Here is a 12,072-nt window from a genome sequence, read left to right on the forward strand (position 1 = left end):
CCAAACGAGGCGTTTTAAAACGAATCTATCGCAGAGATCTCATTTGGAATGACAATCGCAAAAAGGATTTTGAAAATCAACAAAGTTTTTGAAAGAGTCAATATTTTTCCTACAAAAAAGGTTATATATTCTAAGTTTAAATAAATTATATTAATATTTTATATTATTTACTTATTATCAAAAGAGAAATGAAAATTGGAGGTTTATTATGACTTGGGAAGATGCACCATCTCACATTTGTAGAGGGGGAGATGTAAGGGGACTTGCTTTTTGTTGTCCTCCCGTAAAACCATGCCCAGTATTAAACGCTTTACAGGAAGTTAATTTGACCCCACAAGATTATATTGAAATTAAAACGCAATTTGCAAAAGAAACTAGATTAGGTGAAGGAGCTGGAACCTGTTTTGGATCACTTGTATGGTGTTGCAAACCATCAAAACCATGCCCATTAAGGGATATGACTTTAAGAAATATGGGAATGAGTCATGATGAATATTTAGACTTGAAAAAACAATTATCTGAAAAATTAGTTGGTGTTAAAAAACCAGATCCTGATGAAAGGGCTGAAGCATTAGCTGAAACATTTCATATTAGTAAACTTGAAGCTATGAATGTTTTAACTGATTGTAATAATGATTTAAGGGCAGCAGTAAAAGTATTGCATGCCAAATCTCTTGAAAAATCTGATTAAAATGGATTGGACTTCTCTTTATTTTAAAACTTCTAATTTAAATGTGTTTATTTTAGGTACTGGAGAAGTTGCAACTAGGCGCGCCAATAAATTTTTAGACCATGGTGCTAATGTTAAATTAGCTGGAAATGACCTTTCAAAAGATTTGGAAGATAAAGGGGCTGTTTTATGTTCCACTGATGAGGTTGATGAACTTGTTTCATGGTCTGATTTGGTTGTCGTTGCTAGTGGTGATAATGAGTTGTCCGAACATGTTTCTAATATTGCTCAAGATAAATTAATTAATAGGGCGGATTTTCCACAAAAGGGAGATATTATTGTTCCTACAAGCTTTAACATTGGAGAAATTGAAATATCTATTTTTACTAATGGCAAAAGTCCATTGATGGCTCGTCAATTAAGAAAAAAAATTCAATCTGTTATTACCGAAGAGGATATTTTGGAAATTGAACTTCAGGATTATGCTAGGTCAATTTTAAAGGAAGTAATTAGTGACCAAAAGCAACGCAGAAAATATCTTTATGAGATTTTTGAAAATAAGCAGATTAATGAATATGTTAAAGACAATAAAATTGATGAAGCCAAGTTATATATTGATAATTTAATAAGGGGATTACAGTGATACTTAATTTAAGAGTTGACCACAAAATTGCGGATATTCAATCTATGGAAAATATTTCAAAGGAAATGGATGACTTGTTCTGGAAGTTGCAGGAAAAGTATTCAGTCAGTGAATACGTTGAAATTTCCACATGCAACAGAAAGGAGTATTATATTCATAATGATTATATTTCCGAGAATGATGAACTGTTGTCTCATGAAAATGAAAGCATTATAATTGAATATGGGCAATCCTCTGTAATTCATTTATTGAGAATGACTTCGGGTCTGGAATCCATGATTGTTGGAGAGGACCAGATATTGGGTCAGGTTAAGGATTCTAAAAATAAATCTATTAAAAACCATCATTGTGGTAAAGTTTTGGATACAGTCTTTACCAAGGCAATCCATGTTGGTCAGGTTGTAAGAAATAAAACCAATATCAATAAGGGTTCAGTATCAATTGGTTCTGCTGCAATTGATTTGGCTGAAAAACATATGGGGAGCCTTGACGATAAATCCGTTCTGGTAATCGGTGCTGGAAAAATGGGCAAGTTGGTTGCTAAAGCGCTGGCCGAAAAAGATTTGAATGCTATTTTTGTTGCAAATAGGACTTATTATGTTGCTGTTGAACTTGCTAAAGACCTTGGTGGGGAAGCAATACTGTTTAATGATCTTGAAAAGTATCTTGCTGAAGCTGACTTGGTAATTAGTGCGACCAGTGCGCCTCACACAATTATCGATAAACAACGTCTTTTAAATATTGATAGGGATTATGAAAGCCTGATGATGGTGGATATTGCTAATCCTCGTGATATTTCTGAAGATGTGTCTGAAATCGGTGTTAAATTGTTTAATATTGATGATTTGAGGGAAATTGCAGATTTGAATACTCAGCTCAGAATTAAGGAATTTGCTGAAGCCGAAAATATCATCGATGAAGAGTTCAATTTACTCAAAGAATCGTTTAAAATAATGGAAGTTGAAGATACTCTTGCTTGTTTAAGGTCATCTATGGAAGAAATAAGGCAACGTGAAACACAAAAAGCATCTGTTAAGTTGGCCGATGTAGATGGTAGTGTGAAAATTTTAGATAATTTAACAAATTCTATTGTAAATAAAATATTTTTTGATATTTCTAAAAAAGTTAAAGCAGCTGCAAAAGAAGAAAATAAGGATGTTATTGCAGCATGTGAGTATATTTTTAATTCTGATTGATTATTCATACATTCCTTTAACATCTGTATTTTTAATTTTACAGGATTTGATTGAATATTCAATGTGTTTCATGTTTAAGACATCTTCATCATTGGCTATTGCATTGTGAAGGGATGTTTTAAGTATTTTTTCCTTTATATCTCTTCCGGACATTCCTTTGGTTATTTTAACAATTTTTGTTATGTCTAAGTCAGATTCCAGAGGAATCGTTTTGAGATTTTTTTCTAATATTTCTTTTCTTTCATTATCGTCAGGCAATTTGAATTCAATCTCTTCTTCAAATCTGCTTCTCACAGCATAATCAAGAGAAGTAGGATTATTTGTAGCTCCTATTGTTATGACAGATTCATTTTCACTAATTCCATCCATTTCTGTTAATAATGCGTTAACAATTTCAGAAACGTCTCCTCTCAATGCCTGAAATGACCGGTGAAGCGCAATTGCATCAATTTCATCTATGAATATTATTGATGGTGATTTTTCATTTGCTTTTTTAAATAATTCATGAATTTTAGATGCACTATCTCCAACATGATCTCCAATTAATGATGTAGCTTTAATTAAATGGAGCGGAACATTAAGCTCATTGGCAAGTGCCTTGACAAGCATAGTTTTACCAGTCCCTGGAAGTCCGTAGAATAAAATGTTTTTTGGAGCCCAGGGTCCAAATTTTTCAGGATTTTCCAGATATTTTGTTAAAACCTTAACTTTATTTTTAGCATTTTCTTGACCAACAATGTCTGAAAGTTTCACTGAAGTGTCTATTTTAATTTCTTCAGTAACGTTGTTGATTTCCTCATCGATAAGTATGATTTTGGTTTTTTCAGAAATTATTGAGCCATTAGGTTTTGCAGTAATAATCTCAAAACCGTAATCAGGTATGATTTTTTGATCAAAGAGATATGAGTTTTCGTTTACTTCTAATCCTTGCCATTGGTCACGGGCATATTCTTCAAATAACTTTTTATTTTTTATTTCAAAATCGTTTTCCATTAAATTAAAATCGAATGGATAACCAACAGCCCTTAAAACAACACATTCAGCAAATTCTTTATTTTCATTTTCCTTTTTCACCGATTTGGATGTTGTGGATTTTAGTTCTGGTTTTTTATTATCTGTTTTCAATAAATCACCTCCTAGATTTTCTGCTGATTTTTAACATTTCTTTTTTTGTATGTTTTATTATTTATAGTAGTTGCTATATATTTAAATTGAGGGGAATATCATGAGCTTTAGAACCCGAAGAGTTTTATTCACAGCACCTTTTTATGCATTATTCCAGTTTTTCTTATTAAAATATATCTTTTTACTGATTGCTAATGTTGGTGATATGGAGTTAATTGTTGCTAGTATTTTATTGGGTTTATTGCGTTGCATTCCGATGTTTTTCGAAGAGAAAAAATCAACAGTTATTGGGAGGTTTCTGCAGACACTTGACGGCATTTGGATGTGGGCTTCTGTAATGTTTTTCATTGATATTGTGATAATATATATTGTGAGCTGTTTTATCACGATTCCTCAATTAATCATTTATTGCTTATTGGGCATTGTTCCGATATTGGGTGTTTACAATTATTACAAGGCACATAAATTGGTGGTTAACGAGGAAACACTGAAATTCAATAATTTGGCTAGGAATATTAATATAGTGCATCTTTCTGATGTTCATTTCGGTGCGGTAAGGCATAAAGAAATAATTGCTCAAATTGCAAATAAATTAAAAGAATTGGATAATTCATGTCAATTGGCTATTATTTCCGGTGATTTGGCAGACGGTTCATCTATTGTTGAGCCTCATGATTTTGATGCATTGAAGGATGTAAAGATGCCCATCATATTCACTCCGGGCAATCATGATTTTTATATGGGAATCGAAAATGTTGTCGAAGCATGTAAAAATGCTGGAATCATTGTTTTGGATAATGATGTGTATCAATTTGAAAATCTAAACATTTACGGTTTGACTTACAGTTTTGATGATATTCCCGTGCCGACCAATGATGAAATAAAAAATAATTTAAATCCTGATTTGATAAATATTATTAATTATCATGTTCCGTATCGCTGGGACGAGTTTTCATCCTTGGGTTTTGATATCCAATTGTCTGGCCATACTCATGGGGGGCAATTTTATCCTGTTGTCAATATTGCAAATATAATGTTTAAATATAATATGGGACTTTTTAAAAATGAGTCAGGCAAATATATTCATGTTACAACAGGTGTTGGTTCAATGGACACTCCAATGAGATGGGGAACAGATTCAGAACTTGTAATATTGAAATTAAGAAAAAAATAATGTGGAGGTTGTGTTTTTTATGGAAGGTTTTAATTATTGTATGAATTGCGGTTATAAATTAGACCCTTCGGATAATTTCTGCCCAAATTGTGGTGTTAAATTGGAGGAATATGATTCCATGTTCTTTGATGATAATGATTTCTTTTTGAAATATGAAATCAAAATTGATGCATTAAACGATGAGTATAATATTAAAATGAATAAAGCCCTCGAATTGATTAAAAAACAATTTGATTCTTCACAAATTAGCTATTCTAATTTTATTTCTACAATTAACGACAGCAATAATGTCTTTTACAATAACGTTGAGATTGCAAGGGATATCATAAAGCTATCAGATAAACCTTCTTTGAAGATTAAAAATGAGCTTGACAGTAAGATTGATACATTGAATAGCATTATAGATAAATTGGAAGAGTTTATTGATGAATTAATTATTCATTCGGCCAGCGAAACAGAAAAAGATGTGGAAAATTTAACCAAGGAACTGGACGATTTGATTAATTCCGTAAAAGATTACTAAAATTAAAAATAATGAAAATTATGAGTTTCATTTCATATTTTCATATTTTTCTTTCATTTTTAAAGCATCCAAATCTCTAAGGGGTGTTTCACAGATGATGTTTGCTTTCCATCCGTTGTCTATTAGGTTAGCAAGCAAATCCTCAATATTTGGACCATATTCATCGCTTTCATCTAATGTATGATGTTTCACTTCTCCGTGGGAGGCATATTCAATTGTTGTAAAATGACAATGCAGGCGATCAATATCCAGCTGGTTTTCAATTGCTGAAAAAATGCAATTATAATCGTCTTTTTTGGTTAAAAATCCTCTTCCTCTTGCATGTATATGTGCAAAGTCGATTGTTGGTTCGAAATGATCGAAAGTGGCACATAATTCAACAATTTCATGAATATTTCCTTGCTGTGTTCTTTTTCCGGTGGTTTCCGGAGCAAAGGTAAAATCTTCAATGCCTTCGGATTCGAGCTCTTCAAAAAGTCTTTTGACGGTATTTTTTGATATTTCCATAGCCTTTTCAGGTTTTCTATTTAAATATGCTCCTGGGTGAAATACCAGTCTGTAAGCTCCCATCCATTCCCCTGCACGAGCCATTGAAATTAGGTGGCCTAAACTTTTTTCAAGTTTATCCTCTTCTTTTGCACATAGGTTAATGTAGTATGGTCCATGCATTGAAACAAGAACATCATGTTTTTTTGATTCATTTTTTAAAGTATTTGCAGATGATTCGCCGATTCGAACTCCATATGGAGATTGGTATTCATATGAATCAAGACCCTCTTCAGAAATAAATTTCGGAGCCTTATATGCTGCACCTTTATAATTGACTGGACTTCCTGCAGGTCCAAAAAATACGTTGTTTTTCATTTAAATCAGTTTAAAAAAATAGTAAAAAATAGGAATTTATAAAATTCCCATAGCTTTGTTAGTTTTTGCGATTGATTTTTCGTTATCGCTTTCCATTTCTAAAAGTGCACGAATTGCATCAATGTTTTCAGGTATTACATCAGATTCTTGGTGCACTGCTTGCATATAGAATAATTCATTTCCAACCACATTAATGGATTCTCTCCAAACTGGAATTTCATATAAATCATTTCTGTTTCTTCCAAGTTCTTTAGCATATTCCATTAACTCAGCAGTAGAACCTAAACCTTCTTCTGCGGAAACAACAATTACTCTGGAACGTTTTTCTAATGCTTCAACGATTTCTTCGGTTTCAACATCATTGTTAATTTCAACCATAATGTTGTGTTGGTGCATTAGGGTAGTTGGAACGAGTAATGCCATAGTTGTTACATCAATTCCATTCATAACGGTTTTTACATCCGGACCGTGGTGGGACGGTACTTTTGGAGGGTTTGGAACAATAGCATTAATTGGTCCTTTTTTAATTTCAGATGGGTCTGATCCTCTTCTAACCATTACTGCTCTAACTTTTTTAATGTCTGCAATAGGGTCAATTGTAGATAATGTACGGGTTAATCCGGTTGTGTTACAGGAAACAACTCTTGTGTAGTCGGCACCATAGGAGTCATCATAATTACCAAAAGCATTAAATGAAAGACCTGTTAATTCATGGTCTTCTCCACCTTGATAAATTGCTTTCACACCTGCTTTTTTATACATTTCAAGATTTTGCGGACCAATACTTCCAGGAGTACAATCAACAACAACATCTGCTTCTTGAATCATATCTTCAACAGTACCTGCTATTTCAATTCCAGCATCTTTAAATAATTGTTCTCTTTCTGGAATTCCAATATATAATGGGTAACCTTTTTCTTCAACTGCAGTTCTTGCTTCGTAATTTGGTCTAGTTTTACTTACACCAATTACTTTCATATCATCTTGAGCAGCTACTGCATCAGCCACTCTTTTACCGATGGTTCCGTAACCATTAATTGCAACAGTTTTCATTTTTATCCCTTTTTTATTTATAATAAAATATTTATTATATGGGTCTTAATTTGTTTTTTAACTTATTTAAAATTTGATATTATTTTTTGGTTGGTTTTTCGGTATTTTTTTAAAATTAAATATTGGGTTTTGATAAACATATTTGTATGAAGGTGGATTATACTGTCGATGGAATCGGTGAGGCAGTGGTGTTTATTCATGGCCTTTCAGATGATTTAACATATTGGCAATTATTAACGGAGAATCTAAAAAAGAATTTTAAGATAATTCGGTTTAATTTGCGAGGTCATGGCGGCTCAGAATTGGGTGAAGATGAAATAACCATGGACACTTACATCAATGATTTGAATAACATTTTGATTGAGTTAAATATTGAAAAGGTGAACTTGATTGGTTTTTCAATTGGTGGTGCTATTGCAATGGGTTTTGCAATTAAATATCCTGATAAGGTTTCTTCAATGGTTGTGATGTCAAGTTTTTCAAAATGTAATTCTCATATTGAGGGTATCTTTTCCAAGTTTGAAAATGCGCTCGATAATGGTTTTGGTGAATTTTATGATGTAATTTTGCCGATGGTGTTGTGTCCTGATGTTATTCAAAGTAATTTTGAAGAACTTCAAATGCTTAAGGAGATTTCATCAAAAAAGAACAATGTGTTAGCTATTAGGAAAGCTATTGGTGCATGTTTGCAATTCAATGTGGAAAATCAGCTAGCTGAAATAAATGTTCCAACATTGATTTTGGCTGGAAAATATGATGAAATGTGTCTTCTGAGTATGCAGGAAAACATTCATGAAAATATTGGCGGTTCTAAATTAATAGTTTTCGATAATGTTAAGCATAATTTGCTTGTTGGAAAAAATAATTTGGAAATATTAAAAATTTTACAAAATTTTTTAGATAAAAAAAGAAAAGAGAAGTAGAATTATTCTACTTTGAAACCAGCTTCTTCAACAGCTTCATTAATGTCTGCATCACTTACATCTTCAGACATTGTTATTGTGGTAATTCCAGAATCTAAATCTGCTTTTGCATCTTCAATTCCGTCAACATCTTTTAAACATAATTCTACAGCGTTTACACATGATGGGCAGTGCATACCCACTACTTTAATTTCTTTTTCAGCCATGTTAAATCACCTTATTATCGATAGTTAATATTAGGTTGTTGGATTATTTAAACTTTTAGTCATACCTAACTTTTTGGATTTGATGTAATCTTTTTTTGAAATTTTGTATTTTGTTAGGGTTGATGAATAGATTATCACGATAACTGAGCCGATATTATGAATTAGCGCACCTTCAATAGGGTTTAAAAGTCCCAAAATTGCAAGACCCATTGCAATGATATTCAAAATCAGTGCAAATGCGATGCTGATGTTTATGGTTCTAATTGTTCTTCGAGCAATTCCAACTAAATGGGGAATGTCTTCAATATTGTCATTAATCAATGCAATATTTGCGGCTTCGACACTGATGTCACTTCCGATATTTCCCATTGCAATTCCAACATTTGCCTTTTTGAGTGATGGCGCATCATTTACTCCATCTCCAATCATTGCAACTTTGTGGCCAAGGATTTGTTCATTTTTGATATATTTAATTTTGTCTTCAGGCAGGCAATTTGACCTAACATTTCTTATTTTCAGGTGTTTTGCAATGAAATTAGCGGTTTTTTCATTGTCTCCTGTAAGCAATGTTGTTTTGATTCGTAATCTTTTTAAATTTCTGATGGTTTCTGGTGATCGTTTACGTATTGTGTCTGCTAAAAGTATTTTTCCAAGATATTCGTTATTTTTAGCTACAAATATTTCGGTTTTGCCGTTTTCAGAACAGTTTTTGAAATCAATTTTGATTTTTTTCAATTCCAATAGTTCCTTATTTCCTGCAATTATGAGATTATTGTTTATGTTGCCAGTTACTCCTTTTCCAATATGCATTTTAAAATCATTAACCTCAGCTAGATTGTTGGCACTGTAGTATTTCACAATAGCTTTTGCTAAAGGATGTTCTGATTTTGATTCTAATGATGCTAAAAGATACATCATTTCTTTGGGATTGTCTGAAATAACCTTAACAACCTCAGGTTTGCCGTAAGTTAATGTTCCAGTTTTGTCAAATACAAATTCGTCTACGTGGGATAACTCTTCTAAAGATTCTCCATCTTTTACCAAAATTCCATGTCCTGTCAAATTTCCAATCGCCGCCATAATTGCAGTTGGCGTTGCAAGAACCAATGCACAAGGGCAGAATACAACCAATATTGTAACTGATCTTATTATTTCGAAGGTAAAAAGATAAGTTAGTATTGCAGTGGTGAATGCTATTACTACAATTATTGTTGCCCATTTGTCCGCTTGGCGAACAATTTTTGCATTTTCCGGCTTGGATGATTCAACTAATCTTATTAATTTTTGAAGAGAACTGTCATGGCTGACTTTTGTTGTTTTCATTGTAAAAGATCCATAAAGGTTGATTGTACCGCTGTATACTTTATCATTTTCTTTTTTATCAACCGGTAGGGATTCGCCAGTTAATGTAGATTGCTCAATTGATGTTTCGCCGTTTATAATTATTCCATCAGTTGGAATGCTTTCTCCAGGCACTATTTTTAGCATATCTCCGATTTGTACTTTTTCGACAGATATTTTTTCTTCAATTCCATTTTTTATTCGTGTTGCAACTTGTGGACTCATTTTTACAAGTTCTTCTATTCTTCCTTGTGTTTTAGATACGGTATATTCTTCTAAAAATCCACCTATTGCCATTATGGTTGCAATTTCACCAGCTGCAAAAACCTCACCAATTATAATTGATGCAATGATGGCTATTGTAACAAGCAAATCTGCTTTTATATCGAATTCAGTTATTAATCCTTTTACACATTCTTTGAATATCGGTACTCCACAAAATATAACTGCAATCCAAGCTATATAGTCGAGAGATAGAATAAAACTACCAATTACACTTATTGCGGAGATAATTATAAGTAGAATGTCTACTTTCTCATCTCTTGTAAAATTCATATTAAACAGCCCCAATAGTATAGGTATACCCCCATAGGTATATAAAGTTATTTCAAAAAAAATTAAAGTCTGGAGTAATATTCTAGGATTGAAGAAATATCACCTAACGCATCATCGGAGTTTCCATCTTCAATTGCTTCTTTTACACAATGTTCTAGATGTCCTTCAACAATGATGTGTCCGACTTTATGTAAAGCTGATTTAGATGCATTTACTTGCATTAATATTTGTTCACAAGGAATATCTTCATCAATCATTCGGTCAATAGCATTTATCTGGCCTATGATTTTTTTGAGTCTCCTATGTAAATTTTCAGTATCCATACATTGTTTCAAAATAACACAACCTATACCTACTAGGGTATATGAATATTTTTTATATATAAGTCTTTTCATTGTTTTTAAAAAATGAGATTTCAATTTATTTTGATGATAGTTATTCAATTTTTAGAATATCTTAAAAAATAAAAAAATAAAAAAAGAGGAAAAGTTCAAGACTATGCTTGATTTTCCATTTCTTCAAATTTAGCTGGGAAGTAGTTGTCTACAACGTACTCAAGCCCATATTTTGAGAAGGATTGCTGTTCTGCTTTCTTACCGATTTTAAGCATTTTTTTAATTTCTGTCTGCCAGAATTCACCTTTATACCTTGGGTCTTTAGAAAGCTCTTTAAGTCTCATCACGTCGACATCTTTGAGTTTGTCTGTTGGTAAATCATAATTGATGATGTCTGATGCGGTTACTCCAATAAATTTAGCATTAGGAGTTGCAAGTTGATCATTAACGTGAGCTAATTTTGCACTTCCTGAAATAATTACCTGTGCAATGTGGAATCCCCAAGGGTCTCCGTCGTTACAGATGTATACTGGTAAATTAAGTTCTTCGTTCATTCTCTTAATGAATCTTCTTGTAGCACGGGCAGCCTGTCCTTTAAGTCCAACAATTAAACAGTTGAATCTTTTGTGAGCATTTTCTTGTACTAACCTGTGGAACATTCCCATGGTTTCCACTGCCAATACTTTGTCCACATTATGGTCAAGGATGTCGACTTGGTCAATGGTAGGTGAGATAGTATAACCGGATTTACCCATTTTTGAAGCATTGAATTCAACATCATCAAAAAGAGTAATGTCTCCGTAAACGGATGCACCGTCTTCTTCAGGCATTAATCCTAATTCTTCACGTTGGGTTCCAAGGGTTACTTCCAGGTCTTCTCCAACAATGTTTGATTCTTGTTGTGTTTTAAAACTGATTCCCCAACCTTCAGATACGTAATACATTTCCCTGATTGTTGCTGTTTTATCTCTTGCAACTAAATCTTTACAAAAATTACCTACATAAACCATCTGGCCTAATTTTCTGATTTGTTTTACATTACCGAGAGATCTTTTACCGTATCTGTCGCCTAATACATAGTATCTTTTTGCTTCATCATATTTGATGTTCCCGGTACCTCTTGAAGGAACTCTAATACTAGGCACTTTTTTCTCTTCAATCTTTTCAATAATTTCCTGACCTAATCCGGTAAGTTTATTAAGAGTGTATTCTTTTCTTATTTCTTTATGTGATTTCTTGTCTGTTGTTTCACTCATTTAAATCACCTAATCTTCAAAACCATCCTCAACATCATCTTCCTTGAAGCTGTCTAAAGTGGATTCTCCTTCACCAACTGTGTGTCCATATTCGTCAACTTCTTCCATGATGATTGCATCAAGTTCTTCTTCTTCCTCTTCTTCTTCAACTTTTTCACCAAGTAACTCTGCAAGAGCTCTTTTAGTTACTTTTGCAAGTACTTCATGG

At 32.7% G+C, this 12,072-nt stretch carries 13 protein-coding genes and 1 pseudogene; 6 read left to right on the top strand and 8 right to left on the bottom strand.

The features are described 5' to 3' along the window. The first annotated feature begins 208 nt into the window (after positions 1 to 208). From UIB65_RS07680 to hemA, 3 genes are read left to right on the top strand one after another with little or no spacing between them, the layout of a single operon-like run. On the top strand, positions 209 to 691 hold the full coding sequence (locus tag UIB65_RS07680; RefSeq protein WP_296803782.1) for a methanogenesis marker 9 domain-containing protein: 483 nt from the start codon (positions 209 to 211) through the stop codon (positions 689 to 691). Between the two features lies 1 nt (position 692). After that, complete coding sequence (locus UIB65_RS07685) at positions 693 to 1,313, top strand: bifunctional precorrin-2 dehydrogenase/sirohydrochlorin ferrochelatase (RefSeq protein WP_296803783.1); 621 nt, start codon at positions 693 to 695, stop codon at positions 1,311 to 1,313. After that, the gene (hemA, locus tag UIB65_RS07690; RefSeq protein WP_296803784.1) at positions 1,310 to 2,509 is read left to right on the top strand and encodes a glutamyl-tRNA reductase; all 1,200 of its coding nucleotides are present in this window, start codon (positions 1,310 to 1,312) and stop codon (positions 2,507 to 2,509) included. Before UIB65_RS07685 ends, hemA begins: the two co-directional genes overlap by 4 nt. On the opposite strand, the gene UIB65_RS07695 is transcribed toward hemA, so the two are convergent. Beyond that, positions 2,510 to 3,634, bottom strand: coding sequence for an AAA family ATPase (locus UIB65_RS07695; protein ID WP_330040729.1), 1,125 nt, complete (start codon positions 3,632 to 3,634; stop codon positions 2,510 to 2,512). A gap of 100 nt (positions 3,635 to 3,734) precedes the next feature. Between UIB65_RS07695 and UIB65_RS07700 the strand changes: the two genes are divergently transcribed. Both UIB65_RS07700 and UIB65_RS07705 read left to right on the top strand, forming a co-directional pair. Then, complete coding sequence (locus tag UIB65_RS07700; protein ID WP_330040731.1) at positions 3,735 to 4,808, top strand: metallophosphoesterase; 1,074 nt, start codon at positions 3,735 to 3,737, stop codon at positions 4,806 to 4,808. A gap of 19 nt (positions 4,809 to 4,827) precedes the next feature. Continuing rightward, positions 4,828 to 5,331, top strand: a complete 504-nt coding sequence (locus tag UIB65_RS07705; RefSeq protein WP_296803787.1) for a zinc-ribbon domain-containing protein — start codon at positions 4,828 to 4,830, stop codon at positions 5,329 to 5,331. Positions 5,332 to 5,358: 27 nt separating this feature from the next. Here UIB65_RS07705 and UIB65_RS07710 read toward each other — a convergent pair whose 3' ends face one another. Together UIB65_RS07710 and UIB65_RS07715 are read right to left on the bottom strand one after the other, a co-directional pair. Continuing rightward, entirely contained in the window at positions 5,359 to 6,195 is an 837-nt protein-coding gene (locus UIB65_RS07710) for a TIM barrel protein (protein ID WP_330040734.1), read from the bottom strand. 36 nt (positions 6,196 to 6,231) lie between these two features. Next, positions 6,232 to 7,248 (bottom strand): phosphorylating glyceraldehyde-3-phosphate dehydrogenase, encoded by a 1,017-nt coding sequence (locus tag UIB65_RS07715; RefSeq protein WP_330040735.1) that lies wholly within the window; start codon positions 7,246 to 7,248, stop codon positions 6,232 to 6,234. Between the two features lie 146 nt (positions 7,249 to 7,394). Between UIB65_RS07715 and UIB65_RS07720 the strand changes: the two genes are divergently transcribed. Next, positions 7,395 to 8,171: an alpha/beta hydrolase gene (locus UIB65_RS07720; RefSeq protein WP_330040737.1), complete on the top strand. Its 777-nt coding sequence runs from the start codon at positions 7,395 to 7,397 to the stop codon at positions 8,169 to 8,171. A gap of 2 nt (positions 8,172 to 8,173) precedes the next feature. Here UIB65_RS07720 and UIB65_RS07725 read toward each other — a convergent pair whose 3' ends face one another. From UIB65_RS07725 to UIB65_RS07745, 5 genes and pseudogenes are all read right to left on the bottom strand, one after another. Further along, entirely contained in the window at positions 8,174 to 8,377 is a 204-nt protein-coding gene (locus UIB65_RS07725) for a heavy-metal-associated domain-containing protein (protein WP_330040739.1), read from the bottom strand. 30 nt (positions 8,378 to 8,407) lie between these two features. After that, positions 8,408 to 10,273, bottom strand: a complete 1,866-nt coding sequence (locus UIB65_RS07730; protein WP_330040740.1) for a cation-translocating P-type ATPase — start codon at positions 10,271 to 10,273, stop codon at positions 8,408 to 8,410. A 62-nt stretch (positions 10,274 to 10,335) separates the two neighbouring features. Then, a complete protein-coding gene (locus tag UIB65_RS07735; RefSeq protein ID WP_296803793.1) occupies positions 10,336 to 10,608 on the bottom strand; it encodes a metal-sensing transcriptional repressor in 273 nt (90 codons plus the stop codon). 161 nt (positions 10,609 to 10,769) lie between these two features. Beyond that, entirely contained in the window at positions 10,770 to 11,864 is a 1,095-nt protein-coding gene (locus tag UIB65_RS07740; protein WP_330040741.1) for a DNA topoisomerase IV subunit A, read from the bottom strand. Between the two features lie 9 nt (positions 11,865 to 11,873). Beyond that, positions 11,874 to 12,072, bottom strand: a pseudogene (locus tag UIB65_RS07745) (DNA topoisomerase VI subunit B); the annotation flags it as partial.

It is taken from the genome of Methanobrevibacter sp. (assembly GCF_036307625.1).
Lineage (GTDB): Archaea > Methanobacteriota > Methanobacteria > Methanobacteriales > Methanobacteriaceae > Methanocatella.

Coding starts and splice junctions, on each gene's coding strand:
- UIB65_RS07740 (WP_330040741.1), bottom strand. CDS start 11,864: ATGAGTGAAACAACAGACAAGAAATCACATAAAGAAATAAGAAAAGAA.
- UIB65_RS07725 (WP_330040739.1), bottom strand. CDS start 8,377: ATGGCTGAAAAAGAAATTAAAGTAGTGGGTATGCACTGCCCATCATGT.
- UIB65_RS07710 (WP_330040734.1), bottom strand. CDS start 6,195: ATGAAAAACAACGTATTTTTTGGACCTGCAGGAAGTCCAGTCAATTAT.
- UIB65_RS07730 (WP_330040740.1), bottom strand. CDS start 10,273: ATGAATTTTACAAGAGATGAGAAAGTAGACATTCTACTTATAATTATC.
- UIB65_RS07705 (WP_296803787.1), top strand. CDS start 4,828: ATGGAAGGTTTTAATTATTGTATGAATTGCGGTTATAAATTAGACCCT.
- UIB65_RS07700 (WP_330040731.1), top strand. CDS start 3,735: ATGAGCTTTAGAACCCGAAGAGTTTTATTCACAGCACCTTTTTATGCA.
- UIB65_RS07715 (WP_330040735.1), bottom strand. CDS start 7,248: ATGAAAACTGTTGCAATTAATGGTTACGGAACCATCGGTAAAAGAGTG.
- UIB65_RS07680 (WP_296803782.1), top strand. CDS start 209: ATGACTTGGGAAGATGCACCATCTCACATTTGTAGAGGGGGAGATGTA.
- UIB65_RS07720 (WP_330040737.1), top strand. CDS start 7,395: ATGAAGGTGGATTATACTGTCGATGGAATCGGTGAGGCAGTGGTGTTT.
- UIB65_RS07685 (WP_296803783.1), top strand. CDS start 693: ATGGATTGGACTTCTCTTTATTTTAAAACTTCTAATTTAAATGTGTTT.